The organism is Streptomyces sp. CA-251247, assembly GCF_050952975.1.
Taxonomy (GTDB): Bacteria; Actinomycetota; Actinomycetes; order Streptomycetales; family Streptomycetaceae; genus Streptomyces; species Streptomyces achmelvichensis.
Map to the genome: position 1 here is coordinate 592,411 of NZ_CP191861.1, position 25,591 is coordinate 618,001.

Sequence of the window (25,591 nt, forward strand, 5' to 3'; positions counted from 1 at the left end):
CTGTGTGCACACCGCAGTTCATCCCTCCGGCGCCGCCGCAGAGACCTTCGCCGGACGCCGGACGCCGTCACCCCGATCAGACTCGGAAACGACGACGTCACCCGACCGTTGGCGTCGTGACCGGTGGACGAAGAGGCGGGGAGACACGGTGCGTGACAAGGGGATGAGCCGGGCTCGGTTTCTGGCCGGGGCGGGGGCCGCGGGGATCGCGGCGGCCGGACTGCTCCCGACGGCGGGAACAGCCGCGGCGGCGCCGGAGGCCGGCACCGAACACAACAGAAGACGCGGCCTGACCCACCGGGGCGTCTGCTACGAGGTCGGTGAAGGCGAGACCCCGGGAACCACCTGGAGTACCGCGCGGATGCGGCACGACATGCGGGCGATCAAGAACGACCTGCACGCCGGCTCGGTGCTGATCGGGGGCGACGGCATCGACCGGCTCACCTCGACCGCCACCGAGGCCGTCGAACGCGGGCTGCACGTCTGGCTCCAACCGACCCTGGGAGACCGGCCCGAGGCCGACATCCTGGAGCATGTGGCGGAGGCGGGCAGGTACGCCGAGCGTCTGCGTCGGCAGGGCGCGCGGATCCACCTCAGTGTGGGCTGCGAGTTCGTGCTGTTCGTCCCGGGAATCGTGCCCGGCGACAATGCCGTGGAACGGATCGAGAACCTGCTGAGCGGAAACGTCGACCCCGAGCTCATGGCACGGCGGCTGCATGCCTTCACCGCACGCGCGGCCGCCGTCGGCAGGTCCGTCTTCCGCGGCCGGCTGACGTACGCGGCGGCTCAGGACGAGCAGGTCGACTGGAACCTCTTCGACATCGTCGGCATCGACTACTACTCCTCCCACCCCCGCCGCGCCGACCACGTCCGGGAGATCACCCAGTACCTGCGATGGGGTAAACCTCTGGCGATGCTGGAGTTCGGCAGCTGCACCTTCCTGGGCGCTCCGGAGCAGGGCGGCATGGGCTGGAACGCCGTCGACTACAGCAAGGACCCGCCCGAGATCCGCGGTGACCTCGTCCGCAGCGAGCGGACCCAGGCCGCGTATCTCACCGATGTCCTGGACGTCTTCGAGTCGATGAGCCTGTACGCGGCGATGGCGTACACCTTCGTGACCCCCGACGCCCCGCACCGGCCGGAGCCGCGCTACGACCTCGACATGGCCTCGTACAGCATCGTCAAGGCGATCAGGGACAGGCCCGACGACCCGGCATCCGGCTGGCACTGGGAGCCGAAGGAGTCGTTCCACGCGCTCGCCCGGCAGTACTGCCGGATGCGGTGACAGAAGGTTCGACACTCCCCCGCCCAGGGAGTGTTGAACGCTCCGCTGCCCGGCGCCTTGGCGCGCCGGGCAGCGGCAGGATCGGGTGGTGCGTCAGGCGTAGGTCACGGTCACCTGGCGGAAGCCGAGGGAACGCAGCAGACCCTGAAGCATGGCCGTGGTGTTCTTCTCGGCGCGTACGTTCAGCTCGCTTTCCTTGGCTGCCTCGCCGATGCGCTGGGCGGCGAGCCGGTGCACGGCCCGCTCGTCGGCAGGATTGTCGGAGAAGAGATCTCCGAGCCTGTCGAGGAGTCCGCGCTGCTTGGAGACCGCGTACGAACGGTCCGCGTTCAGGGCCGGGGTACCGAGCCGGGCATGCGGCAGCCGCAGCGTGGCCTCGGTGCGGTCCTCGTTGACGGTCACGCTCTTGTCGCCGAGCCGGTTCAGATCGACGTACGCGCTCACCGTGCCCGCGCCGACGTACAGGGTGCGGGTGCCCCGGATGGCGTCCGGCAGGAACTTGGCGTCCTTCTCCAGGTCGACGACGATCTGGAAGTTGCCGGCGGCGCCCTCGTAACGGTTCATGTCCTGAATGGATTTGAGTACGGCAGGACCCGAACGGTCCTTGGTCTCCTCACCGAAGACGTCATCGAGGCCGGGCACCAGGCTGAAGCGTCCGGCGAGCACGAACAGGACCAGGACGACCAGCAGGGCGACGGGTACCTTCACCCACCACGGCACCGGCGAGCGCCCCGTGGGGTGCTGCTTCTCAGGAGCTCGAGTAAGTGTCTTCACGGGCTCCGGGTTCCCCCGAAGGGCGGAGGCAGTCGCGCACCGCGGGCACTTTGCGGCACCGCTCCCGCCGGCCGGTGCCCACCCTGCTCACGGTCCTCTCGTGCCACCCGCCACACGCCGTACGACGCGGTGTCAGCCCTCGGACGGGAAGGGCTGCTCCGTCCAGATCGTCTTGCCGGACGGGGTGTAACGCGTGCCCCACCGGTGGACGAGCTGGGCGACGATGAACAGTCCGCGCCCGCCTTCGTCGTCCTCGGCGCTGTGCCGCAGATGGGGCGAGGTGTGGCCCGTGTCGGCGACCTCGCACAACAGCGAGCGATCGAGGATGAGCCGCAGGTGCAGCGGCCCCTCGGCATGTCTGATTGCATTGGTGACCAATTCGCTGACGACGAGCTCGGTCGAGAACACCAGGTCGTCCAGGCCCCATTCGTGGAGCTGTTCGGCGGCGAGCCCCCGGGCGTGGCCCACCGCGACCGCCTCCGCCGGGAGTTCCCAGTCGACGACCTTCCCGGGGTCGAGTTCACGGGTGCGGACGAGCAGCAGCGCGGTGTCGTCGGCCGTCGTACCGCCCGGCAGGAGCTCGGCCAGGGTGCGGTCGCAGAGCTCTTCGAGACTCCCCCGTCGTTCGCCGAGCACCCTCCCCAGAGCGTCCAGACCCTGGTCGATGTCGCGGTCGCGTGACTCGATCAGACCGTCCGTGAACAGCGCCAGCAGGCTGCCCACCGGGAGTTCGATGTCGATGGACTCGAACGGCAGGCCGCCGAGACCCAGCGGCGGTCCGGCCGGCAGCGCGGGAAACGACACACGGCCGTCGGGCTCCACGATCGCGGGCGGCAGATGTCCCGCCCGGGCCATGGTGCAGCACCGGGTGACCGGGTCGTAGACCGCGTAGAGGCAGGTCGCTCCCGTGGCGTCGTCGTGCGGAGGGTCCTGCGCGCCGGCGTTCGCGGACGGCTCGTCGGCCGACTGACCCACCAGATCGTCGACCCGGGTGAGCAACTCGTCCGGTGTCAGGTCCAGTTGGGCGAGCGCACGCACCGTCGTCCGCAGGCGCCCCATGGTGGCCGCCGCCTGGAGGCCGTGCCCGACCACGTCACCGACCACCAGTCCGACCCGGCTGCCGGACAGGGCGATCACATCGAACCAGTCGCCGCCGACTCCGGTCACGTCGTCGGTGGGCAGGTAGCGGTACGCCAGGTCGACGGCGGACTGCCGCGGCAGATGCTGTGGCAGCAGCTGCCGCTGGAGGGCGAGGGAAGCCCTGCGTTCCCGGGTGAAGCGCCGGGCGTTGTCGATGGACACGGCCGTACGGGCCGCGAGCTCGTCCGCCAGGGCGACTTCGCCGCGGTCGAAGGCCGCCGAGGGCGACTGGCGGGCAAAGGTCACCAGACCGAGCACGCTCCCCCGGCCCGCAGCGGCACGACCAGGGTGTTGTCCTCGAGCACCAGTCCGCCGGAGGAGAGACTGCGGTCCTGGAGCGAACCGGTCGGATACTCGACCGGGGCCGGCGGTTTCGTCCGGGCCGGGCCGTCGGGGCCGAAGGCCGGCTCGGGCCGGGCGGCGACCCGTACGAGAGCGGTGCCCGCCGGACCGCCCGGACCCAGCTCCTCGCCCTCCAGGACGCCGGACGTGAGATCGACGGTGACGGTGTCGGCGAATTCCGGCACCGCCACCTCGGTGACCTCCTCGGCGGTGCGGACGACGTCGAGCACGGTTCCGATGCTGCGCCCGGCCTCCACGAGCAGCGCCAGCCGCTGCTGCGCCTCGTAGCGGTCGGAGATGTCGAAGGCGTCCTCACAGACGCCGAAGACATGCCCGTCCGCATCCTGGAGCCGGTAGTACGAGCAGGACCAGAGGTGCTCCTGGCCGGGGTCGCTGGGCGGCCGGCCACGGAAGTGGAGGTCGAGGATGGGTTCACCGGTGTCGAGGACGTGGTGCATGACCTCGTCGAGGGTGTGCGGATCGCCCTCGGTGATGAACCTGCCCTCCGAGTACAGCTCATCGGCCCGCAGGCCGCGGAACTCGGCGAACGGCAGTCCGATCTCGCGTTCGTAGGCGGCGTTGCACCATGTCAGGCGCAGCTCCGTGTCGTAGATGCCGAGGCCCACCGGCGACTGGGTGGCGAGACCCTCGAGCAGCGCCAGGCGGGACTCCCAGAGCCTGAGGCGCTCCAGCTCGGTCGCGACCAGCACGCGGGCCGCCGGGCCGCCACCGGGCAGTGTGCAGACGGCGGTGGCGACCATCAGGCTGCGGCCGTCGCGGTGCCGGGCGATACGGATCTCGGTGCCGCTGGGTGTGCCGGGACCGGGTCCGGACCCGGTCGCAGGGACCTCGGCGGGGTGCCGGGGCGGCAGAAAGGTGTCCAGCGGCCGGCCGATGATCTCGTCCTGGGTGTATCCCAGAAGCTCCTCGGCGGCGCGGCTCCATCCGACGACGGTGTCCTGGGCATCGAGAACCGCCGTGGCAGCTCGGGTGACGTCGAGCGGACCACGGAAGTCGGGACTCTTCGTCGCATTCCCATCGCTCATGGCGCCACACCAGCCCGATTCATTGCCTCCAGAATCCGCCCTGACCGAGACCGGCACAAGCGCAATGGTTCTGTTGCCCGGACCGGTTTCGCCCGTCCGGCTCACCGACTGCCCCGGCGGCGGCGCGAGGTGGGGAGGCTTGTGCTGTGAGTACGGGCCCGCGAGCGGCGGATCGGGCGGTGGAGCAGGGTCGCGCGGAAATTCCCCGCGTGCTCATCGGCGCGGCGCAGTCCTCCGACCTGGGCAGGATCAGCCGCCGAGCGATGACAGCCCGTCAGAAGCCCTCGCTCTCCGGGGGCTTGTGTCGAGGGGCACACCGACCGCGCTCCGGGCACCTGGCCCTATAGCTCGGATGAGCCCTCAATCGCATCCCTGCGCCTCATTGTTCACTCGCACGAGTGACAGGAACATCCACGCATCTCGATGAGGCACTTATCTGCATGTGACAATCATCGCCAATGGTGGCCGGATCTTTACCGGTGAGGCAATTCACAGAACTCGATAGTTTCGTCCTCAACAAGCCAGGTACACCCAAACATCGGACCACGAATCACTACTCCCGGGTCAGCTCGACAAAAGGGATGCAGCCGCGAACACCACAATTCCGGCGCGACGTCAAGGTCGGGATTGCCCAGGCGCGCGATGTAGTGCACTCTGTGCCCACGAGCCACGCAGTACGTGCAGCTCGGACGACGGAGCAGCCCATCCCCGACCAAGGCCCCACCCAGGCCGGTCCGCTGCTTTCCGCCGCACCGGGCAATAGTACAGACCAATGGGGGCGCAAGGGTGAAAGAATTTCCGCGGCCATCCGCCTCCTCCGGGGGCGAATCTCCGATTCCGGACGGGAATCACTCCCTTGGCTCGGAAAAGGTGCAGACGAATGCGATATCCGTCTCGAGTCTGCTGGCCCACCATTGGCGGGCAGTTCTCGACTACGCGTACATCTGCACTGTTTCTCCCGAGAGCGCGAAGAAACTCGCCGGCGGCGCATTCCTCCGCACCATCGGCGACCTCTCCCCCGGTGCCCTCGGCACCCCCGGCTCCGATGCCCCGTCTCCCGCCAGTCCGTGGCGCATCCGGCTGCTGACCGCCGTCCTCCAGACGGCCAGGGAATGGAGCGGCGACGAACGCAGATTCACCCTCCAGCCGGGTCTGCGAGAGCTGCACGGCGACAGGACGGGGGCGCAGTCCCGTCCGGAGCACACCAACCTCGTGCGACGTGCGTTCAACGCGCTGCCGGAACGAGCGCAGGCACGTCTGTGGCACGCGGAGGTGGAGGCCGAGGACATCGGCACGTCCGCCGTCATCGGCAGCCCGAACCCGGCCGCGGCCCGGGTGGAACTCCAGCGCGACCGGGTGCTCCTGCGCACGGCGTGCCAGCAGGCCCATCTCAATCTGGGCGGTGACTACTGCCGCAGGTACAACCGGCTCCTCGACGTCTACACGAGCCGTCCCGGGGTGCCGATGATGGCCGACCTCCAGGAGCATCTGGACAGCTGCGCCTTCTGCCGCCGGGCCGCGGATCAGCTCGACCACTCCGGTGACCGGCTGCGCCGCCTCCTCGCCGGGGCGGTGCTGGAATTCGGCGCGGACGCCTATCTGGCCGCCCGGCAGGCCGGCTCCGGCAGCACCGGTGGAGCCGTCCCCGCCGGCGATCCGCTCCCGGAGCACGGCAGGCACCGGACACCCGCCTCGCAACCGCGACTCGTCCTGCGGCAGGCCCGGCAGCGTCCGGTCCTCACGCTCGTGGTCGCCGGAAACGTTGTCATCGCGGTTCTCGCGGCCGGCTTCTTCCTCTTCCCGGCCGACTCACCGTCCTCGGCCTCCCCGGCTCCGTCCGCGCCCCCCTCCTCGACGGCCCCGGCGGCCGGTCCCTCCGCCGCTCCGTCGGCACGCTTCCGCAACGCCGCGACCAGTCTGTGCCTCGACGCGCGTTCCCCCGCGACATCCGGGGCCACGGCCGTCACCGCGCCCTGCTCGACGCAGCCCACGCAGCGCTGGCAGTTCGACGCGGCCGGCCTGCTGCGCAACGCCGGGACGGACGACCTGTGCCTGGCGTTCCACCGGACCTCTTTCCGGCTCCAGCTCTCGCCGTGCAGCACGCAGACCGGCGACGAACCGGCCTCACCTTTCGATCTCTCGCCCGACGGCCTGCTCGTACCCCGCGAAGAACAGGGACTCGCGGTGGTCCCCGTCGACCGGACGGCGTACACCGCGGTGGTTCTCAAACCGGCGGCCCAGCCGTCGTCCGACGCGACACAGCAATGGAGAAGCGACGCTCTCACCCCCTGAACGTCGCACACCTGTCCGGCCTCACTGTCCGTTTCCGACCACAGAGGTCATATTCTGATGACCGGTCATCACAGAGCTGCTCGTTCGGCCCTTCCGGCACGGACATCGCGGCATAGAGTGAGGCGCTCACGGCGAGGGCTCGATCTCGGCCAAACGGGTATCTCTACGCCACGAACCTTTGGCGCGGCCACGGCTTCCTGGGAGGCGATGCAGCCTTGACAAGGCAGGGTTTTGCTTTCTGCGGGGCCGAGTTCGCAGCTGTTTATCTCTACTCGGGGGAAGACGACCGGCTCGACCTGGCCGACGTGGTCGAAGGCCCCGACAATATCTGCTCACTGCCTGAGGCCTTCTTCCTCTCCGGCCGGTCGCCGGTCGCCGACGCCTTCCGCGACGACCGCATCCGGTGGCTCGGCCCGGCGCAGCTGACGGAGTACGCACGCGCGGGCGACGCGACGCCCGGTCCGGACACCGTCCTCGCGGAATGCGTCAAGGCCTGGCCGAGCACTACGTCGCTGGGCGCCCTGCCGCTGGGCGGGCACACCAGCAAGCTCGGCTGCCTCGTCGTCGTGGGTACCTCCGCGGAGGGCTTCGACACGGACTGCCGGCATCTGCTGGAGCTGTACGCCGATCAGGTCGCGGCGGGGATCGAGGCGCTCGACACACAGGTCGTGAAGCGGCAGCCGCAGGTCCGTCCGCGCCGGGGTGCCGGGCTGTTCCCACCCCGCAGCGGCGCCTTCACGCTGGTGCTCAAGACAGGCGACATGAAGGCCGACGACCAGGTCCTGGACCTGCTCGGCGTCGCTGCCGAGGACTTCGACGGGCGCGCGGAGACACTCCTCGCCTGCGCCGTCCCGGACGATGTGCCCGCGCTCATGTCGATCGTGGAGCCGGGTCGGTCGTCGTCCACGGACCACCAACTGGCCTTCCGCATCCGCCGGCCCAATGGCGAACTCCGCTGGCTCGGCCTGAGGTGCCGAATGCTGCTCTCCCCCGAGGGCAAGCCGGAGCGCATGCTGGGTGTCGTCGCCGACGCCTCCTATCTGCGGCCCAACGCCGACGAGGTGTCCCGTGTGCAGCGGCTGTCCGCCAAGCTCGCCGGCGCCACGACCGTCCGCGATGTCAGCGAGGTCGTGGTCGCGGCCCTGCGGGTACCGCTCGACGCCAGCCGGGTCGCCGTGGCGGAGCTGGAGGCCGACCGCCTGGTCGTCACCATCCTCGACCCGCCCGATCCCGACGCCTGGCCGGAGGTGTGGAGATCCGAGTGGCGGTCCGAGTGGCCCGACGCGGCGAGCAGCGCCTTGCCCACCCTCCGGAGCGCGCTGCGCGAGGGCACGGTCTCCGTGTGGCTGCCCGGCGCCGATCTGGAACCCGGGCTCGCGAACATCGGACCCGGCGGTCTCGCCGTGCTGCCGCTGCTGGCCGACGGCAGGATGGTCGGAGCCTGCCTGGTGGGCTGGGACCAGGAGCACCGGTTCGGCCCGGAGGAACGGTCCCTGCTGACGGCGACCGCCAGTCTGGTCGGCCAGGCCCTGATGCGCGCCCATGCGCTGGATGCCCGGCACGAGCTGGCCAGAACGCTGCAGCGCAGTCTGCTGCCCCGCAAACTTCCGGTGCTGCCCGGCGGCAAGGCCGTGGCCCGCTACCTGCCCGCGACGGTCGGACTCGAAGTGGGCGGCGACTGGTACGACGTCATTCCGCTCCCGGACAGCCATGTCGCGCTCGTCATCGGTGATGTCCAGGGGCACAGTGCCGAGGCCGCCACCATCATGGGACAGATGCGCACGGCCATCAGGGCGTACGCGGTGGAAGGGCATCCGCCCGACGTCGTGGTCAGCCACGCGAACCGGCTGCTCATCGGCATGGAGACCGATCTCTTCGCGACCTGCTGCTATGTGGACCTGGACATGGAGGAGGGCATCGCCCTCTTCGTACGGGCGGGCCATCTTCAGCCGCTGCTGCGGCACCCGGACGGTTCCACCGACGAACTGAACGTCCAGGGCGGCCCACCACTGGGTGTGATGACGGATGCTCAGTTCCCGATGACCGAGGCGGGGTTGACGCCGGGCACGGTGCTGACACTGGTCACGGACGGGCTGGTCGAGTCGGCGAACCTGCCGCTCGAGGACGGTATGAACCGCCTCCGTTCACTGCTCAGCGCCGCGGATCCGTCCGACACGGGTCGCACGGCCGACGACCTCCTCGGAAACGTCGACCGGCGTGACGACGATGTGGCCGTGCTGCTCCTGCGGTACGACGGCATGCTCGTCCGGCCGAAGCGGGCGCGCTGGACCGTGTGGAGGCTCCCCGACGCGATCGTGCACGCCCGCCGCTTCACCGCCCGGACCCTGCGCGGCTGGGAGGCGGTGGACGAGATGGACGTTGCTCTCCTCATCGTCTCGGAGCTGGTCACCAACGCGATCGCGCACACCCAGGGACAGGTGCGGCTCGATCTGACGCTCGCTCAGGACCGGCTGAGGATCGCCGTCAACGACTCCTCGCCCCGCTCCCCCGCCCGGCCGACGACGCTGGACCTGGACGCGACGGGCGGTCGCGGACTGCTCATCGTCGAGGCGCTGTCCACGGCGTGGGGTTCGGTACCGTTCGCCGGCGGCAAGCAGGTGTGGGCGGAGGTCGCGCTGTCACCGGGCGAGCAGATGAACGCGCCGCCGAAGGCGTAGGGCACCCGACGGTGTGAACTCCTGCCGCCGTTCGGGGGAGTTCGAACAGCACACCGTTCGTGATCATGGATCCTCTCTGTGGACCCGAGCCCTTCGGCTGCGGGCATCACCTTTTCGAGTAGGAGATTTCCATGGCCATGCGCCGTTCCCTGTCGGTCGTCATCGGTGCCGTTGCCCTCGTCCTCGGAGCCACCACCGCGTCGGCGGCCCCCGCGGCCCCTGCCGCGGGAACGGCCCTCATGAACCCCTGCGGTTTCTATGAGACGTCCAGCGACGCCTACTACCAGCACTGCACGAGCGACGGTTCCCGCGTGATCGTCGAGGTGGAGGTCTTCGGGCCCAACTACGAGCGCTGTGTGGCGCCCGGAACCACCTGGCTCGGATCCGCCGGCAAGATCGACGGCGCGTTCTACACCGGACGCACCTGCTGACATCCTTCGGGCACCGGGCCCGCGGCGCGAGCGGCGGGCCCTCGGAACAGAGACGCATCCGCGCCGGAACGCTTCACCAGCGAGGCGCATCGGCACCGGGACGTTTCGGTACGGGACGCGTGACAGCGATGAGTCCGGCCGTCCGGTCCGGTCTCCACTCGTGGGTACTGATCTCACAGGTACCGATCCCGAGACGAGGAGAGGCCCGATGCGGCAACCGACACCTCATTCCGCGCTGCGCCGCCTGGACGTGCTCGTGGGCGCATGGGACATGTGGGCCCTCGGACACCGGGCCGGGCCGGTGCGGACCGAGTTCTCCTGGCTGGAGGGCGGGGTCGTTCTCGTGCAACGCGCGGACGTGGGGCCGGATTCGGCCGTTCCCGCCGAGTGGGGTCCGCATCTGCCGTTCCCCACCGTCACGCTGACCGGCTACGACGACACGGCCGACGAGTTCACGACGCTGTATGCCGATGGCCGGGGTGTCGCCCGCGTCTACCGGACGAGCGTGCACGACGGTGTGTGGAAGCAGTGGCGGGCAGCGCCCGGCTTCCACCAGAGATTCACCGCCACCATCGATGACGGGGGCGGCACGATCAGGGGCGGCTGGGAGGGATCGCGTGACGGCGAGACCTGGACGCCGGACTTCGACGTGACGTACACGAGGGTCGGCTGAGATCTTCCGCTGCCGCCGGCCTGCCCGGTGATCGGGGAGCGTGCGCTTCCCGCGACGGGGTAGCCGGGGTCTGCGGGCCGGGGCGCGCGTACAGGATTGGTCTCCTCCAGCGCGCTCCCCGGCCGCTTTTCCTCCAGGAACAGGGACAGGAGATGGCAGTGAACAGCATCTGGAGCTATTCGGCAGCCGACGGATATTCAACAGGTCTGTCCCTCACAGGTTTTGTCGTCGAGACGTCCGACGGAGTGGTCGGACACGTGGACAGGCAGCAGGACGACACGGGTGTGCAGCATCTGGTCGTCGACACGGGGGTGTGGGTGTTCGGCAAGAGTGTGCTGATCCCTGCGGGCCTGGTGACCCGCATCGACGTCGAGGCGCAGAAGGTCTTCCTGGGGCGCACCAGGGACGAGATCAAGAGCGCGCCCCAGTTCTCCCGGGACAGCGAGACCGGCGACATGGCGTATCTGTCCTCGGTCGGCCGCTACTACCAGGAACTCGACGCGGAACAGGGCATCTGAACGGACCGACGGATACGTCCCCCAGCGCGCGGGGGCGAAGGGCAGGCGGCCCTTCGCCCCCGCGCGCTGTGGTGCTCCCGTGCCGAGCGCGGTCGTGAGCTGCACAGACGGCGGAGAGTGACAGTTGGAGATGCGCAGCCGCAGGCTCGCTGTTTCGCTGATCTCATCCGACTGCACGAGTTGAGGGAGGCCGACCATGAGCGTGGCGAAGGAATCCGGTGGCCGTGCCCGCCAGCTGCGGGAGAAGGCCCTCGAACTGTCGGCGGCCGCTGCCCGCACCACCGATCCCGAACTGCGGCAACGGCTGGAGGACAAGGCCCGCCGGCTCCAGCAGCAGAGCGAGCAGCCCGGCATGGGCGGCCAGGACGCGTATGCGCCGTGGAACGACGTGTAGATCGTCGTTCCACGGCGTTCCACGGCGCACTGTCCGGCGGGTGGTGCTGTCCCGGCCCGCGGCCCGGGACGTAGGTCAGACGCCGGGCGACATGCTTCAGACGCTGAGCAGGGAGTCGTCCTGCGGGCGGGCGCCCGGGAGCCGGTGGCGCGCGGCGATGAGTGCGGCGTCCACGTCACGCGTACCGGTGGAGACGCACAGGGTGTAGGCGACATCGTCCATGCGGCGCCGGACCTCCGCGCTTCCGGCCTCGGCATGCAGGACCTTCAGCGTCTCGTACTGCTCGATGAGGTTCCGTAGTACCGCGGGGTGGGCCATCAGCACGGCAGGTCTCCTTCTCCGTCATGCTCCGTCTTCGGGGACACGACGTCCCGGTCGTCAGCCGCGTACCCCTGCGAAACCCATGCATTCCACACGGGTACCGAACACGGGCCCCAACAGACTTTCACAGAACGAGGGTTGAACCGCGCGCTCGACGCCACAGGTAGACGCGGGGCCATGCGTTGAGCGCCCTTCGCCGGCCGGATCGCGTGTTCGGGGAACGAGGACTCCGCGACCGTGCGTCACGCGCGGCGTACACAGAGCTGCCGCGGCACCGGGAAGGTGTCACGGCAGCTCCGTTCAGGCCGTCGGTCCTCCCGAGGGATGGGTCTCCTCGCCCTGGGTACCCGCAGCGAAGCAGCGGTGGGGTCATGAACCGCGCTTCAGCGCCCGGCCGGGCGCGAAACCTCGGTACGACGACCGCACAGCACACCCCGCCGACGAAGCGAGGAGGGAAGGTGAGCAGCGGTGACCATCTCTGAGCGCCGCGTAGAGCACGGCGAATCCAAGGAATCAGTGGGCGACTTGGTCTCCCAGGCGTCGCAGCAGTTGTCGCAGCTCGTCCGCGAGGAGCTCCGGCTGGCGCAGGCCGAGATGACGCAGAAGGGCAAGCGGTTCGGCAAGGGCGGCGGCATGTTCGGTGGTGCCGGCATCGTGGCGTTCATCGGGCTTCAGGCCCTCGCTGCCACCGCCATCGCCGCGTTGGTGCTGGTCCTGCCCCTGTGGGCGGCCGCATTGATCATCACCGGCGTGCTGTTCGTCATCGCGGCGATTCTCGCGGCGATGGGCAAGAAGCAGGTCGGTATGGCCACACCGCCCACCCCCGAGCGGGCGATCGACAGTGTCAAGGCCGATGTGGCCGAGATCAAGGAGAGGGCACACCGATGAGTGGCAAGACCGGGCCGAAAAACTCCCCCACCCCCGACGAGTTGCGCCGGCAGGTGGAAGGCACTCGTGAGGAACTGGGCATCACCGTGGAGAAGCTGGCCGGAAAGGCAGATGTGAAGGGGCAGGCGCAGGAGAAGGCCGCCAAGGCGAAGACGCAGGTCCAGGACGCAGCCGCACAGGGCAAGGCCCAGGTGCAGGAGACCGCGGCCCGCGTGGCGCACATCGCTCAGGAGAAGACGCCCGAGCAGGTGCGCGAGAAGGCCGCTCAGGCCAAGGCGCAGATCGCGGAGACCGTGGCCACCGTGGCGCACACCTTCCAGGAGAAGACGCCGGACGCGGTGACCGACAAGGCGAGCCAGGCCGGCGACGTCGCGCGACGCCGCAAGGGGCCGCTGCTGCTCACCGCCGCCGCGGGCGCGCTGGTGCTGGTTGCCGTCAAGCGCCGTGGCAGGAAGCGCTGATGAAGGCGTCGAAGATCGCCTACAAGCCGGTCGGCATGGCTCTGGGTGCCGTGAGCGGCATGATCGCGGGCGCCGCGTTCAAGCAGGCGTGGAAGGTCATCGGGCATCAGGACGACGCCCCCGACGCCACGGACCAGGACCGTTCATGGCGCGAGGTACTGATCGCCGCCGCACTGCAGGGCGCGATCTTCGCCGTCGTGAAGGCCGCGGTGGACCGCAGTGGAGCGACCGCCACCCACCGGCTGACGGGCACCTGGCCCGGCTGAGGATGCTGTCCGGGGCCCGGGGCGCACTGCGTGAAGCAGTCGGGCACCCGGACAGCCCGGGTCCGGGGGCGTGTGTGCACGCCCCCGCCGCGCCCGGCCGCACGCCCGTCGCGCCGGGAAGAATTCCCGTGCCGCGCGTCGGCCGCCTTCGTACACTGAGGGCATGAACCGACGACGACATTGATCCACCACTGAAGGTCCGCACGGAACGGGCTGTCGAGCGCCGCCCACGGGACGAGCGCCGACGCCGTCATCCGTTCCGCTCGCAGAAGGACCTTCGATGCTCTTTCCCACCTCAGGCGTGCCCGCACGCACCCGCGTGCCCGGCCCGCAGATCCGGCGGCTGGAGCGGACGCTCCTCGTGTCCGCCGGCTTCGAGGATCTGATCCTGCTCTACCCGGTCTACGCACTGCTCTTCGCCGAACACGGCCTGAGCACCGCGGAGATCTCTTCCCTCTTCGCCATCTGGTCGGTGACCGGACTGCTGCTCGAAGTGCCTTCGGGCGTGTGGGCCGACGTGGTCTCACGCCGACTGCTGCTGATCATCGGGCCGCTGCTGTCCGCCGCCGGCTTCGCCCTGTGGGTCGTGGCCCCGTCGTACGGGGCCTTTGCCGTCGGCTTCGTCCTCTGGGGCACGGGCGGTGCGCTGCGTTCCGGTGCGCAGGAGGCCCTCGTCTACGAGGAGCTCGACCGGCTCGGTGCCGCGTCGCGCTACGGCGGGCTCATGGGCCGCGCGGGGGCGGTGAGCATGGCCGCCACGGCGGTGGCCACCGCGGCAGCGGGCCCGCTGTTCGCACTCGGCGGCTATGCGGTGCTGGGTACGGCCAGTGTCGTGGCGTGTGTGCTGTGCGCGGCTGCGGCGGCCCTTCTGCCCGAGCACCGGTCGGACAACTCGGCGGGGCAGGACGACGACGCCCCGGACGGGGGTTACGCAGCGACACTCAAAACGGGTCTGTCCGAGGTCCGCGGGAGCAGGGCCGTACGCAACGCTCTGCTGATGGCGATCCTCCTGACCACGGTGTGGGGTGCGCTGGACGAGTATGTGCCGCTGCTGGCCATGGAGACCGGGGCATCGACGCGGGACGTGCCCTTTCTCGTCCTGGCCGTCTGGGTCGGTGTGACCCTCGGCAGTCTGCTGGCGGCACGCGCCGAACGTATGGCGGCGCGGACGATGGGCGCGGCCGTCGCGGTCGCCGGACTGGTCATGGCGGTGGGCGCGCTGTCCGGCAGTCCGTTCGGCTTCCTGCTTCTCGCGTCGGCCTTTCTGGTGTTCCAGATGGCCGACGTGGTCGCCGACGCCCGGTTGCAGGCGGCCATCACCGGGCCGAGCCGCGCGACGGTGACATCGCTGGCGGGTCTGGGCACGAGTGTGTCGACGCTGCTGATGTACGCGGCTTACGGCACGGCGTCCCAATACACCGGTCACGGCGCGTTGTTCGCGCTGTTCGCCGTGCCGTACGTCGTGGTTGCGTTCGCGATGGCGCGATCGGTGAGGTGAGGGCGACGACGACGGTGTGCGGCTTCGCGAACGACGGTCGCGCGCGCTCCGTTTACCGCCGGAAACCCCCGCACGACCTGCCCCGTTCCTACTGTGCCGAGGTACAGTAAGGGCGCCACCCATGGACGAAGGCGAGCCCGGCCGGGGGGCCGGGCCGCCGGGTGCGGGCGCTCGTGGTGCACCACCGACGAGCCGTGGTACCGACGGGTGCGAGGGTGTCTGCCCAGGGCTGTGCAAGCATGGTGACACCGACCGCGTCCTCCCGTCCGAGGACGCCCGTCCCCCGGGGTACCACCGTGACCAAGTCCGCCGCTCGCGAGCCGCAACGAAGCAATTCCCGCTCGAACCGGGCGCGGATTCTGGCTGTCGCACGCCGCGAGTTGGCGTTCAACCCGGACACCACCCTCGAGGAGATCGCCCGGGCCGCAGGTGTCGTACGACGTACCGTCTACGGTCACTTCGCCGGCCGCACCGCATTGCTCGACGCTCTCGCCGACGAGGCGGCGGGCGTGCTGCGAACCGCGGTCGACGTCGCGACCGCTCCGTCCGAGGACCCGGAACGGGCCTTCGCGCGTTTCGTCCTGACCATGTGGCCCATCGGCGACCGCTACCGCATGCTGCTCTCGCTCGCACGACGCGATCTCGGCATGGAACGCGTCACCGACGTACTGGCGCCCGCACGCCGGGAAGTGACCGGCATCCTCGACCGGGGCCAGGCCGCGGGCACCTTCCACGCCCATGTGCCGCCGGACGTACTCAGCGCCGCGCTGGAAGCCCTGACGCTGTCCCTGCTGGAGAGCGTCAACACGCAGGCCTGGAAGGACAACGCGGAAGCCACCGCGGTCACCACACTGATCGCCGCCGGTGTGCCGACGGAGCGGGCCGAGGCCGTGGTGCGTGAGTTGTCGGAGTCGATCGACGTCGTCATCGAGCCCGACGACACTCTCTGATCCACCCACCCCTCTCGGGGCCTTTCACCCACCCTCTCAGGGCCTTTCACCCAGCCTCTCAGGGCCTTTCACCCACGCCGTACGGCTGCAACCAGCCGCTCTTCGGCATGCGCAGCATCGTCCACCCCCGCTCCGGCGCAGGCGCGCCACCTCGCCCGGGCAGCCAATTTGCACACGGCTGTGCAAGTAACTACTCTGCACATGAGCGTGCAAATAACCGTGCTCCCCTCATCCCCTCCCCCGAAAGACCAGACGATGCCTCTCCTCGCGAAGACGCCGGTCGACAGGATGGACACGCCCTATGCGCGGCGCTGGTGGGCGCTGCTGGTGCTGTGTCTCAGCCTGCTGATCATCGTGATGGCCAATACGTCACTGATCGTCGCGGCCCCGGACATGACCCGTGACCTGGGCCTGAGCAGCAGTGACCTGCAATGGGTGATCGACGGCTACACCGTCCCGTACGCGGCCCTGATGCTGGTTCTCGGCGCGATAGGCGACAAGTACAGCCGCCGGGGCGCACTCGTCGTCGGTCTGCTGATCTTCGGTGCGGGATCGGTCATGGGAAGTCTGGTCGATGAGACGGGGCTGGTCATCGCCGCCCGCGGGATCATGGGTGTGGGCGCGGCCGTGATCATGCCGGCCACGCTGTCCCTGCTCGTGGCGACGTTCCCCCGCAAGGAGCGCGGCCGCGCCATCACCGCCTGGACCGCCACATCGGGCCTGGCGATCGCTGTGGGCCCGCTGGTCGCCGGCTGGCTGCTGGAGAACCACGCCTGGGGCTCCACCTTCCTGATCAACGTCCCCATCGTGATCCTCACCCTCATCGGGACCCTGACACTGATCCCGCCGTCGAAGGCGGAGGGCATGGGCAGGCTCGACTTCGGTGGCGGACTGCTGTCCATCGTCTCGATCGCCGCACTCGTCTACGCGATCATCGAAGGCCCCCACTTCGGCTGGGGCACCGGTCCCGTCGCCGCCGCGGTGGTCGCCGCCGTGGGCCTGCTGCTCTTCGTCCTGTGGGAGCTGCGTCACCCGCAGCCCATGCTGGACGTACGCAAGTTCAGGATCCGCTCCTTCAGCGGCTCCATGCTCGCCGTGCTGTTCTTCTTCTTCGGCACCTTCGGCTCGATCTTCTACGCCACGCAGCACCTGCAGTTCGTGCTCGGCTACGGCGCGCTGGACACCGGCGTACGTCTTCTGCCGCTCGCCGGCGCGGTGTTCGTGGGTGCCGCTCTCACCGGACGCCTCACACCCAAGCTGGGCATGAAGACAACCGTGGTGGCCGGCATGGTCATCGGCACCGTCGGCGTCCTTCTGCTGACGCTGATCGACACGGACTCCACGTACACGGACTTCGTCGGGCCCCTGGTGCTGCTGGGTGTTGCGATCGGGCTGAGCGTGTCCCCCGCGACCGACACCATCATGTCGACGTTCCCGGAGAACGAACTGGGCGTCGGCGGCGGTGCCAACGACACCGCACTCGAACTCGGCGGATCACTGGGAATCGCCGTCCTCGGCTCGCTGCTCGGGACCACCTACCGCAACGAACTGACCGACCTGGTCGGCAGCCGGCTGCCCGCCGCGGCCCTCGACACCGCGACGGACTCCGTCGGCGGAGGACTCGCCGTCGCCGAGCGTCTCGCCCAGGACCCGGCCGTCGGGCCTCAGCAGGCTCAGGCGCTCCTGGGCGCCGTCCACCAGGCGTTCGCTCAAGCGGTGTCGAGCACCAGCCTGATCGGCGGCATCACGATGGGCGCGGGCACGCTGCTGGTGCTGTTCGTCCTGCCGGGCCGCAGGCGGCGGAAGGCCGCAGCGGAGGAGCCAGCGGCCACGGCACCGGAGCAGGAGCCCACAAAGGTCGGCTGAACCGCCCTGGCCGCGAGACGGAGCTCCGCCGGGGCCCCGGCTTTGGGGCTTTGGCTTTGGGGCTTTGGCTTTGGGGCTTTGGCTTTGGGGCTTTGGCTTTGGGCTTTGGGGCTCCGGGGAGAGGCAGTTCACTCCCCGGAGCCCCGTCGGTCGCGCTCGCCGCCCCCTCCCCTGTGCCCCCGTCCCGGCCGGGCTCCAGAAGCGACGCCGGTCCGGCGGTGGGAGAATCGATCACGGGGGCAGCGCCCGCTGGAGGACCGTGGATCTGGAAAGCGTGACCGACGAGCTGTACCAGCTGCTGCCCCAGGACTTCACGGCCGCGCGCAATGAGCGCGCGGCCCGGGCCCGCACAGCGGGCGACCGGGAACTGGCGGCACGGATCAAGGAGCTGCGGCGTCCGACGCTGTCGGCCTGGGCCAGCAACCTTCTCGTACGACAACAGCCGGAGAAGGTACAGCCGCTGATCAGCCTGGGGGAAGGACTACGCCAGGCCCATCAGCAGCTCGACGGTGGGCAGCTGAGGGATCTCGGCCGACAGCAGCACGCTCTCGTCGGTGCACTGGCCCGGGAGGCGCGGACGCTAGCGGAGGCGGCCGGCCAGTCGGTCGGCGAGGCAGCACAGCACGAGATCGAGGACACGCTGCATGCCGTGCTCGCCGATCCTCGGGCGGCCGAGGAATGGGCAGCGGGCCGTCTTGCCAGGCCGCTGAGTGCGCCCGTGGGTTTCGCCGGGGCGGTGCAGACCACGGTGCCTCCCCGGGAGACACCGGCCACGCCGCCGGGCCGCTCGGCGACGCCCGAGAAGCGGACGCAGCCCCGCGCGCATACGCAGTCGCGGGCCGAAGAGCGGGAACTGCGCAAGCAGGTCCACCGTGCCCGCAAGGCGGCCGAGACCGCCGAAGCCGCAGAAGAGAAGGCGAGTGCTCTGGAGGCGGAGCAGCAGGAGGCCGAATCGGAGAGGGATCGGGCGGACAGCGCGCGGGACCAGGCCGAGGAGCGGGTGTCGGAGCTGGCACGGGAGCTCAAGGCCGCCCAGCAGCAACAGAAGGACGCCCGCGCGAAGGCACGGACCGCACGTGACACCGCGAAGGCGGCCGAGCAGGCCGCGAAGTCGGCGCGCCGCGAGGCATCGGCGGCGAGGGAGGCGGCCGAACGGCCGGCGGCGCAGACCCCCGAATGAGCCCCGGTGCGGCCGCCGGTAGCCGTCCGCGCCGCTCCCCGAGGTCCGCCGCCAACCAGGTGCCGACCGCCTCGCGCCTCCGAGGTGCCGTCACGACCCCGGCTCCGGCCGGCCCCGAGCGGCCGACAGGCCCGGATCGCCGCCCGACCTGGAGTGCCGCCCGCGGGAGGGTGCTGAAAATGCGTCGACAGACCGCCGCGGCACAGAGATAGCATCCGTCGCCGTGACGACCTCGAACGACGACAGCATCCGCCCCTTCCGTATCGACATCCCGCAGAGCGAGCTCGACGACCTGCACGAACGTCTGGACCGCACCCGCTGGCCGGACGAACTGCCCGGGGCGGGCTGGGACTACGGTGTCCCGCTCGGTCACCTGCGGGAGCTCGTCAGGTACTGGCGGCACGAGTACGACTGGCGTGCGGCGGAGGCCGGACTCAATGCGTGGCCGCAGTTCACCACGACCATCGACGGGGCGACCATCCACTTCGCCCATCTCCGGTCCCCGGAGCCGGACGCGACACCTCTGATCGTCACACACGGCTGGCCGGGCTCCGTCGTGGAGTTCGCCGCCGTCGCCGGCCCGTTGACCGATCCGCGTGCGCACGGTGGCGACCCGGCCGACGCCTTCCATCTGGTGATGCCCAGCATCCCCGGCTTCGGACTGTCCGGGCCGACGAAGGAGCGCGGCTGGGAGTTCCAGCGAGTGGCCGCCGCCTTCGGCGAGCTGATGGCGCGACTGGGCTACGAGCGGTACGGCACACAGGGCGGCGACTGGGGTGCGGCCATCGCCCGGGAGCTCGGCCGCATCCACCGCGACCGGGTCATCGGTGTCCACCTCAACCTCCTGCCGGGTGCGGCCGCGCCCGAGGAGCCGGGCGCCGAGGTGCTGGACGCACTGAGCCCCGCGGAGCGCGAGCGGACGCACGCCTCCTGGGAGCGCAACAAGGTGTGGATCCGCGAGCGCCAGGGCTACGCCGACATCCAGGCGACACGGCCGCAGACCCTGGCGTACGGACTGACGGACTCCCCGGTCGGCCAGCTTGCCTGGATCGCGGAGAAGTTCCACGAGTGGACGGACAGGCGCGAACGCCCCGAGGGCGCAGTCGACCGTGACCACCTCCTCACCAACGTGATGCTGTACTGGCTGACGCGTACGGCCGGATCGTCCGCCCGTATCTACTACGAGCGTGCACACGCGGCCTATTGGGGCATGCCGCCGGAGCCGTCGGACGCGCCGACCGCGCTCGCCGTCTTCCCGATGGACAACTTCATTCCACTGCGCCACATCGGGGAGCGGACGAACACCTTCGTGCGCTGGACGGAGTTCGACCGCGGAGGGCATTTTCCGGCGATGGAGGTGCCGGATCTGCTGGTCGGCGACGTACGGGCGTTCTTCCGGAGCCTGGCCGGCCGGCGTCAGGTCTGATGTCCGCCCCGGGGGACGGGTCGAGGGGCACACTGAACACGCTGCCGATTCTGACGACGAGGAGCACCGTGCCGCCCGTTCCGATCATCATCGACTGCGATCCCGGACACGACGACGCCATCGCCATCCTGCTCGCCGCGGGAGACCCGGCGATCGATCTGCTGGCCATCACGACCGTGGCCGGCAATCAGACGGTGGAGAAGACCACACTCAACGCGCGCCGTGTCTGTACGGTCGCCGGCATCACCGACGTTCCCATCGCGGCGGGGTGCGCACAGCCGCTCGTACAGCCCCTTCTCGTGGCGGAGGACGTCCATGGCGACTCGGGCATGGACGGCCCCCGGTTCGGGGACCCGACGGTGGACACGGTTCCCGAGCACGCCGTGGAGCTGATGTACCGGATCCTGACCGAGCATCCGGAGCCGGTGACCCTGGTGCCGACGGCGCCGTTGACGAACGTCGCCCTCCTGCTCACCCGGTATCCCGATGCGGCGGCCCGTATCCGCGAGATCGTGCTGATGGGCGGCTCCACGGAGCGCGGCAACCGGACCCCGGCCGCCGAGTTCAACATCCATGTCGACCCCGAAGCCGCGGACATCGTGTTCCGCAGCGGTGTGCCGGTCACGATGTGCGGCCTCAACGTCACGCACCAGGCGCCGGCAACCCCCGACGTACTGGCGCGGTTCGACGGCCTGGGCACGGAACTGGGGCACATGTGCGTGGAGTTGATGACCTACTTCGCCTCCACGTACCAGCGGCTGTGGGGTTTCACCTCGCCGCCGGTGCATGATCCGGTGGCGGTGGCACGGGTCATCGACCCCGCGATCGTGCAGTGCGTCGACGCGCATGTCGCGGTCGAACTGCACGGCCGGTACACGCGCGGGGCGACGGTGGTGGATCTCCACCAGTATCTGGACCGGCCGGTGAACGCGCGGGTCGCCGTGCACCTGGAGAGCGAGTTGTTCTGGGACCGGGTGATCGCGGCGGTCGACACGCTCGGGCGCCGGACGGCGAGCCCGCCCGCATCCGCGTGAAGCCTGCGCCTACCGGGATGCCGGGCAGTGGATCCGCGCACACGGATGAGGCCCGGCCGGCGGCCGGGCCTCATCCGTCGATGTCCGTCGATGTCCGTCGATGTCCTCGACGGCCGTCGACAGCTCTCGGTCACGCTCTACAGACGGAGCAGGCGTTCCGTCATCTCGCGGTAGGAGCGCAGCGCGAGGCGCAGATCCTCGGTGTCCGCCTCCCTCGGGCCGCCCTTCCCCTCGCCGTGCCAGTCGGCGCGAAGGGCGCGGCGCTGCTCGGTGAGCGCGGCCGTGATCTTCTGTGCGGCGTCGTCCATGACCGAGGCCGCGTCCTCGACGGCGTGCCGCGGGGCGTCGACGAACCCGCTGAGGGAGTCGTGCAGGCGCCGGGCCAGCTTCTCGCGCTCGTCCTGTGCGATCAGGTGACCGGGGGTCTTGTGCTCCTGCGGCTCGGAGTGCGCGGAGCCGGCCGGAGCACTGTGCGGAACCGGGGTGTCGTGGGACTCCGGAGTCCTGGGCGCTTCCGTGGTCTCGGTCTGCCGGGCGGTGTCGCCCGCCGCCACCGAGCGGGCCGGCTCACGGGTGCCGGTCGCGGTGGTGGGCTCGACGAACGTCGCCGGCTCGGCGGGCTCGCGGGGCTCGACCGGTCGGGCGGAGCCGACAGGGCTTGCCGTCTCCACCGGTTCGCCGGACTCGGACCGTTCCCGGGACGCGGGCGGCTTCGCCGTCTCCACCGGGTCGGGGGTACCGATGCGCTTCGGTGCCGGGACCTTCTCCCTTTCGTACGCCATCACACGCCACTCCCCTTCGGCTTCAGCAGGTGGCCGCGGCGGCCGCTCTCGACTGGACGCTCGCGGGTGGTGCGGGTGTCCTCGGGCCCGGCCGTGACCAGGGCCTCGAAGAGCGCGCGGGCCTCGACCATCGCTTCGCGCAGCTCCTCCGTGCTCGACTTGGCGCGGGTGGCCAGGTGCATACGGCGGTAGCCGCCGACGTGTTGGGCGTGGTGCACGGAGAGGGCGTCCAGGTGCTCGTCGTGTTGCGAGGCCTCGGGGAAGCCCCGGTCCCGTGCCAGACGGGCGACGAGCTTGTCCGCGTCGGCCACGGCCTGGGCCGGGGAGTCGACGAACTGCTCCTGGAGACCGGCCCACTGTGCGACATACTGCTCGCGCGCCTCGTTGGCGAGGGGCTTCGGCCTCAGGTCACCGTGCCGCTTGACGCGTTCGTTCAGTTCGTGTTCCGTGGCCTTGGTGTCTCCGTCGTGGCGGGCGAGAACCCGGTCGTACTCGGGACCGAACCGGCGCTTGAGCCCCCGTCCGCCTCCCTTGCCCGGGCCGAGGTAGAACACCGCGGCGACGACGATCGCAAGTACCGCGACCAGTGCGACGATGGTCAGGACTGTGGACATGGCTGCCTTCCCGGTTCACGTGTCATGTGCCCAACTCGGTGAATTCGCTTGCTGGACGCCGTTCGAACGCCGGGTTGCCCGGATTGCAGCGGCCAAACCGGTGGTGCGGGGGCGCCCGTGCGCACGACGGACGGAAACACCGTCGGACGGAGTCGGACGAGCGGGAACACGAGGGGCGAGGCCGGCCGGCTGTGGCGCCGGCGGCAGTCCGGGTCAGCGGGTGGTACGCGAGGGCGACGGATCACTTCACGTGATCGGTGGCCGGGGTCCTGACGGGCGGATCAGGCGGCGACGGTCAACTGCCCACGGGAAGGCGGGGTGGTGGCGAGGGGCCGGTGCGGCGGGATGATCTCGCCGTCCGGCAGCAGCTCGCCGGTGTCGTCGAAGACGACCGTGCCGTTGCACAGGAGGCTCCAGCCCTGCTCGGGGTGGGCGGCGACGATTCGCGCGGCGTCCCGGTCGGGGTGGGCGGCGGTCGGGCAGGTGGGCCGGTGTGTGCACATCTCATGTCTCCGATTCCTGAATCTCCGGGTCTGTCTCTCATCGCGTCCGGTCTCGTGTCGAGTCCGGGTCTCTCATCAAGGATGCTGCGCTCCGTACGTCTTGTTTGTGTCACCGGATACGACCGGGCCGGCAACGAGAACTCATCGGACCGCGGCGGCCGTTCTGTGTTTCGTTCTGCGTTTCGTTCTGCGTTCCGTTCTGTGGTGCATACGAGTCTGTCACCGGGGTCCGACAGTGCCGGCTCCGGCGATCTCGACACCTCGGAGAAAACTCTGCCGGAACCGATGAGTTCACGGCCACGGTCCCGTCTGCCTCGATGACACATGCAACCCGCCATGCGCCAGGAGGCAGCATCATGACCACCACGACCCTCACCACCGAACCCCGTACCTCCCGCTCGGCCCGCGTGTTCCGTGCCGCTGTGATCGCGCAGCCCGTGTGGCGGGCCGGTGTCGTCGCCGCCGTCGCGGGGGCGATCACGACGGAAGTCTTCGCCACCGTCGCCCGCGGCGCGGGCGTCCCGATGGAGGCGGCGAATCCCGGCGCGGATGCGGCGGCGGCGATCCCGCCCCTCGGTTTCGCGTTCGGTGTGCTGTTCTGGTCCGTCGTCGGCATCGTCCTCGCGGTGGTGCTGGCCCGCTTCGCGAAGCGTCCGGCCCGTACCTTCGCCATCACGACCGTCGCGATGACCGTACTGTCCCTCGCACCGCCGTTCATGGCTCCGCACACGTCGCTCTCGACCCAGATCGTCCTGGCCCTGTCGCACCTGGTCGCCGCGGCCGTGATCATCCCGGTGCTGACGATCCGGCTGACGCACCGTCGTCCCACCGCGTCCTGACCGGTGGGTGCGGCAGCCCGCCCGCTCGGAGACCCGCTACCGCGGACTGGGTGGTGGCCCCCGTTCCCGGGGCCACCACCCAGTCCGCACTCCTGCCGCCTCAGCCGATGGGCAGCCCCGTGTAGTTGTCCGCCAGTTCCGCCGCCGCGTGCCGCGAGGTCGCCAGGCGGTGCAGCTGGGCCAGTTGCAGACGGGTGTCGAAGGCGGATCGGGCCGGATCGGTGTGGAGCATGGTCGTCATGGAGTACGAGAAGTGCTCCGCGCGCCAGACCCGCCGCAGGCACGTGTCGGAGTAGGCGTCGAGGAGCTCCGCCGATCCGGTGTTCTGTTCGTGGATCAGGGCGCGGGCGAGGGTGATCACGTCGGATGCCGCGAGATCGAGGCCCTTCGCCCCCGTCGGTGACACGACATGGGCGGCGTCCCCGGCCAGGAACACACGGCCGTACCGCATCGGCTCGGTCACCGAACTGCGCATCGGCAGCACGGTCTTGGCGACGACGGGTCCTCGTCGGAGCTTCCATCCGGGGTCGCTGTCGAGGGCGAACCGGGCGTTCAGTTCGTCCCAGACCCGGTCGTCGGGCCAGTCGGCGGGATCGGTGCCGTTCGGCACCTGGAGACAGAGACTGCTGACCATGGCGGACCGCATGCCGGCCAGGGCGAACCCGCGATCGGAGTGGGCGTAGATCAACTCGTCGTACACGGGCGGCGCCTCGGCGAGAATGCCCAGCCAGGAGTACGGGTGGACCCGCTCGTACGTCGTCCGGACCGACTCGGGGACCGCACTGCGGGTCACTCCGCGGAAGCCGTCGCAGCCCACGACACAGTCGCAGGACAGGGTCTGTTCCCGTCCCTCGTGGACGAAGCGGACGACGGGCCGGTCCGTGTCGGCGCCCTCCACCGCGAACACCTCCGCGTCGAACAACAGCGGGTCACCCTGGCTCAGTTGGCGGGCAATCAGGTCCTTCACCACTTCGGCCTGCGGGTACACCATCACACTCCGGCCGCCGGTGAGCGCGGCGAGGTCGAGCCGGTGGGCACGCCGGTCGAAACGCAGCTCGATACCGTCGTGGGTCATTCCCTCGCGGTCCATGCGCTCGCCGACCCCGGCGGAGCGCAGGGCGTCCACTGTGCCCTGTTCCAGGATGCCCGCGCCCTGGCGGCTCTCCACGTACCCACGGTCGCGGGACTCCAGGGTCACGCTCGCGATGCCGGCGTTGCGCAGCAGCCGGGCGAGCAACAGCCCGGCCGGGCCGCCCCCGACGATGCCGACGGTGGTGTCCATCAGCGGTCCTCCTGCCTGGATGAGGCTCCTCGGACGGGGCAGATGGCGCCGGCGATCCCGGCGCCGGTCAGCTCCCGGTAACCGCGGGCCGGGTCACGGACAGCTCAC

General features: G+C 70.1%; 23 protein-coding genes and 1 pseudogene. 17 read left to right on the forward strand and 7 right to left on the reverse strand.

Annotated elements, in window-relative coordinates; genetic code table 11:
• Window positions 1-163 precede the first annotated feature (163 nt).
• Complete coding sequence (locus tag ACQPWZ_RS02540) at window positions 164-1,285, forward strand: abortive phage infection protein (protein ID WP_433573758.1); 1,122 nt, start codon at window positions 164-166, stop codon at window positions 1,283-1,285.
• 93 nt (window positions 1,286-1,378) lie between these two features.
• On the opposite strand, the gene ACQPWZ_RS02545 is transcribed toward ACQPWZ_RS02540, so the two are convergent.
• Both ACQPWZ_RS02545 and ACQPWZ_RS02550 read right to left on the reverse strand, forming a co-directional pair.
• On the reverse strand, window positions 1,379-2,059 hold the full coding sequence (locus ACQPWZ_RS02545; RefSeq protein ID WP_405567589.1) for a DUF4230 domain-containing protein: 681 nt from the start codon (window positions 2,057-2,059) through the stop codon (window positions 1,379-1,381).
• Window positions 2,060-2,191: 132 nt separating this feature from the next.
• A pseudogene (locus ACQPWZ_RS02550) lies at window positions 2,192-4,587 on the reverse strand (SpoIIE family protein phosphatase).
• Window positions 4,588-5,457: 870 nt separating this feature from the next.
• On the opposite strand from ACQPWZ_RS02550, the gene ACQPWZ_RS02555 reads away from it, so the two are divergent.
• The 6 genes from ACQPWZ_RS02555 (at window position 5,458) to ACQPWZ_RS02580 (ending at window position 11,573) form a co-directional block, all read left to right on the forward strand.
• Window positions 5,458-6,879: an RICIN domain-containing protein gene (locus ACQPWZ_RS02555; protein ID WP_433570479.1), complete on the forward strand. Its 1,422-nt coding sequence runs from the start codon at window positions 5,458-5,460 to the stop codon at window positions 6,877-6,879.
• A 215-nt stretch (window positions 6,880-7,094) separates the two neighbouring features.
• Window positions 7,095-9,557 (forward strand): SpoIIE family protein phosphatase, encoded by a 2,463-nt coding sequence (locus ACQPWZ_RS02560; RefSeq protein WP_383241519.1) that lies wholly within the window; start codon window positions 7,095-7,097, stop codon window positions 9,555-9,557.
• Window positions 9,558-9,688: 131 nt separating this feature from the next.
• The gene (locus tag ACQPWZ_RS02565; protein ID WP_433570480.1) at window positions 9,689-9,988 is read left to right on the forward strand and encodes a DUF6355 family natural product biosynthesis protein; all 300 of its coding nucleotides are present in this window, start codon (window positions 9,689-9,691) and stop codon (window positions 9,986-9,988) included.
• Between the two features lie 208 nt (window positions 9,989-10,196).
• Complete coding sequence (locus tag ACQPWZ_RS02570; protein ID WP_433570481.1) at window positions 10,197-10,661, forward strand: hypothetical protein; 465 nt, start codon at window positions 10,197-10,199, stop codon at window positions 10,659-10,661.
• 158 nt (window positions 10,662-10,819) lie between these two features.
• Window positions 10,820-11,179: a PRC-barrel domain containing protein gene (locus tag ACQPWZ_RS02575; protein WP_433570482.1), complete on the forward strand. Its 360-nt coding sequence runs from the start codon at window positions 10,820-10,822 to the stop codon at window positions 11,177-11,179.
• A 196-nt stretch (window positions 11,180-11,375) separates the two neighbouring features.
• Window positions 11,376-11,573: a DUF6381 family protein gene (locus ACQPWZ_RS02580; RefSeq protein WP_313948151.1), complete on the forward strand. Its 198-nt coding sequence runs from the start codon at window positions 11,376-11,378 to the stop codon at window positions 11,571-11,573.
• Window positions 11,574-11,669: 96 nt separating this feature from the next.
• On the opposite strand, the gene ACQPWZ_RS02585 is transcribed toward ACQPWZ_RS02580, so the two are convergent.
• On the reverse strand, window positions 11,670-11,897 hold the full coding sequence (locus tag ACQPWZ_RS02585) for a DUF5133 domain-containing protein (RefSeq protein WP_340471477.1): 228 nt from the start codon (window positions 11,895-11,897) through the stop codon (window positions 11,670-11,672).
• A 465-nt stretch (window positions 11,898-12,362) separates the two neighbouring features.
• Between ACQPWZ_RS02585 and ACQPWZ_RS02590 the strand changes: the two genes are divergently transcribed.
• The 9 genes from ACQPWZ_RS02590 (at window position 12,363) to ACQPWZ_RS02630 (ending at window position 21,463) form a co-directional block, all read left to right on the forward strand.
• The gene (locus ACQPWZ_RS02590; RefSeq protein WP_356703487.1) at window positions 12,363-12,782 is read left to right on the forward strand and encodes a phage holin family protein; all 420 of its coding nucleotides are present in this window, start codon (window positions 12,363-12,365) and stop codon (window positions 12,780-12,782) included.
• Entirely contained in the window at window positions 12,779-13,243 is a 465-nt protein-coding gene (locus ACQPWZ_RS02595; protein WP_433570483.1) for a DUF3618 domain-containing protein, read from the forward strand. Before ACQPWZ_RS02590 ends, ACQPWZ_RS02595 begins: the two co-directional genes overlap by 4 nt.
• Window positions 13,243-13,509: a DUF4235 domain-containing protein gene (locus ACQPWZ_RS02600; RefSeq protein ID WP_340471480.1), complete on the forward strand. Its 267-nt coding sequence runs from the start codon at window positions 13,243-13,245 to the stop codon at window positions 13,507-13,509. Before ACQPWZ_RS02595 ends, ACQPWZ_RS02600 begins: the two co-directional genes overlap by 1 nt.
• 280 nt (window positions 13,510-13,789) lie before the next feature.
• Entirely contained in the window at window positions 13,790-15,007 is a 1,218-nt protein-coding gene (locus ACQPWZ_RS02605) for an MFS transporter (protein WP_433570484.1), read from the forward strand.
• A 296-nt stretch (window positions 15,008-15,303) separates the two neighbouring features.
• Window positions 15,304-15,957, forward strand: a complete 654-nt coding sequence (locus ACQPWZ_RS02610; protein ID WP_433570485.1) for a TetR/AcrR family transcriptional regulator — start codon at window positions 15,304-15,306, stop codon at window positions 15,955-15,957.
• A 255-nt stretch (window positions 15,958-16,212) separates the two neighbouring features.
• Window positions 16,213-17,823 (forward strand): MFS transporter, encoded by a 1,611-nt coding sequence (locus ACQPWZ_RS02615; protein WP_433570486.1) that lies wholly within the window; start codon window positions 16,213-16,215, stop codon window positions 17,821-17,823.
• 259 nt (window positions 17,824-18,082) lie between these two features.
• Window positions 18,083-19,003 carry a hypothetical protein gene (locus ACQPWZ_RS02620; RefSeq protein WP_433570487.1) on the forward strand — a complete coding sequence of 307 codons (921 nt, stop codon included), beginning with the start codon at window positions 18,083-18,085 and terminating at the stop codon, window positions 19,001-19,003.
• A gap of 223 nt (window positions 19,004-19,226) precedes the next feature.
• Window positions 19,227-20,429, forward strand: a complete 1,203-nt coding sequence (locus ACQPWZ_RS02625; protein ID WP_340471485.1) for an epoxide hydrolase family protein — start codon at window positions 19,227-19,229, stop codon at window positions 20,427-20,429.
• Window positions 20,430-20,497: 68 nt separating this feature from the next.
• A complete protein-coding gene (locus ACQPWZ_RS02630) occupies window positions 20,498-21,463 on the forward strand; it encodes a nucleoside hydrolase (protein ID WP_433570488.1) in 966 nt (321 codons plus the stop codon).
• A gap of 137 nt (window positions 21,464-21,600) precedes the next feature.
• On the opposite strand, the gene ACQPWZ_RS02635 is transcribed toward ACQPWZ_RS02630, so the two are convergent.
• The 3 genes from ACQPWZ_RS02635 to ACQPWZ_RS02645 form a co-directional block, all read right to left on the reverse strand.
• Window positions 21,601-22,245, reverse strand: a complete 645-nt coding sequence (locus tag ACQPWZ_RS02635) for a hypothetical protein (protein ID WP_433570489.1) — start codon at window positions 22,243-22,245, stop codon at window positions 21,601-21,603.
• A complete protein-coding gene (locus tag ACQPWZ_RS02640) occupies window positions 22,245-22,859 on the reverse strand; it encodes a hypothetical protein (protein ID WP_340471488.1) in 615 nt (204 codons plus the stop codon). Before ACQPWZ_RS02640 ends, ACQPWZ_RS02635 begins: the two co-directional genes overlap by 1 nt.
• Before the next feature lie 281 nt (window positions 22,860-23,140).
• Window positions 23,141-23,362: a DUF5999 family protein gene (locus ACQPWZ_RS02645; RefSeq protein ID WP_328859608.1), complete on the reverse strand. Its 222-nt coding sequence runs from the start codon at window positions 23,360-23,362 to the stop codon at window positions 23,141-23,143.
• A gap of 356 nt (window positions 23,363-23,718) precedes the next feature.
• Between ACQPWZ_RS02645 and ACQPWZ_RS02650 the strand changes: the two genes are divergently transcribed.
• On the forward strand, window positions 23,719-24,201 hold the full coding sequence (locus ACQPWZ_RS02650) for a DUF6069 family protein (protein ID WP_433570490.1): 483 nt from the start codon (window positions 23,719-23,721) through the stop codon (window positions 24,199-24,201).
• 100 nt (window positions 24,202-24,301) lie between these two features.
• Here ACQPWZ_RS02650 and ACQPWZ_RS02655 read toward each other — a convergent pair whose 3' ends face one another.
• Complete coding sequence (locus tag ACQPWZ_RS02655; RefSeq protein ID WP_433570491.1) at window positions 24,302-25,483, reverse strand: 4-hydroxybenzoate 3-monooxygenase; 1,182 nt, start codon at window positions 25,481-25,483, stop codon at window positions 24,302-24,304.
• Window positions 25,484-25,591: the final 108 nt, after the last annotated feature.

What these genes read in the sequence shown, in the direction of transcription:
- ACQPWZ_RS02645 (WP_328859608.1), bottom strand. Translation starts at nt 23,362, where the DNA reads ATGTGCACACACCGGCCCACCTGCCCGACCGCCGCCCACCCCGACCGG.
- ACQPWZ_RS02540 (WP_433573758.1), top strand. Translation starts at nt 164, where the DNA reads ATGAGCCGGGCTCGGTTTCTGGCCGGGGCGGGGGCCGCGGGGATCGCG.
- ACQPWZ_RS02655 (WP_433570491.1), bottom strand. Translation starts at nt 25,483, where the DNA reads ATGGACACCACCGTCGGCATCGTCGGGGGCGGCCCGGCCGGGCTGTTG.
- ACQPWZ_RS02570 (WP_433570481.1), top strand. Translation starts at nt 10,197, where the DNA reads ATGCGGCAACCGACACCTCATTCCGCGCTGCGCCGCCTGGACGTGCTC.
- ACQPWZ_RS02640 (WP_340471488.1), bottom strand. Translation starts at nt 22,859, where the DNA reads ATGTCCACAGTCCTGACCATCGTCGCACTGGTCGCGGTACTTGCGATC.
- ACQPWZ_RS02650 (WP_433570490.1), top strand. Translation starts at nt 23,719, where the DNA reads ATGACCACCACGACCCTCACCACCGAACCCCGTACCTCCCGCTCGGCC.
- ACQPWZ_RS02595 (WP_433570483.1), top strand. Translation starts at nt 12,779, where the DNA reads ATGAGTGGCAAGACCGGGCCGAAAAACTCCCCCACCCCCGACGAGTTG.
- ACQPWZ_RS02565 (WP_433570480.1), top strand. Translation starts at nt 9,689, where the DNA reads ATGGCCATGCGCCGTTCCCTGTCGGTCGTCATCGGTGCCGTTGCCCTC.
- ACQPWZ_RS02615 (WP_433570486.1), top strand. Translation starts at nt 16,213, where the DNA reads ATGCCTCTCCTCGCGAAGACGCCGGTCGACAGGATGGACACGCCCTAT.
- ACQPWZ_RS02605 (WP_433570484.1), top strand. Translation starts at nt 13,790, where the DNA reads ATGCTCTTTCCCACCTCAGGCGTGCCCGCACGCACCCGCGTGCCCGGC.
- ACQPWZ_RS02635 (WP_433570489.1), bottom strand. Translation starts at nt 22,245, where the DNA reads ATGGCGTACGAAAGGGAGAAGGTCCCGGCACCGAAGCGCATCGGTACC.
- ACQPWZ_RS02600 (WP_340471480.1), top strand. Translation starts at nt 13,243, where the DNA reads ATGAAGGCGTCGAAGATCGCCTACAAGCCGGTCGGCATGGCTCTGGGT.
- ACQPWZ_RS02580 (WP_313948151.1), top strand. Translation starts at nt 11,376, where the DNA reads ATGAGCGTGGCGAAGGAATCCGGTGGCCGTGCCCGCCAGCTGCGGGAG.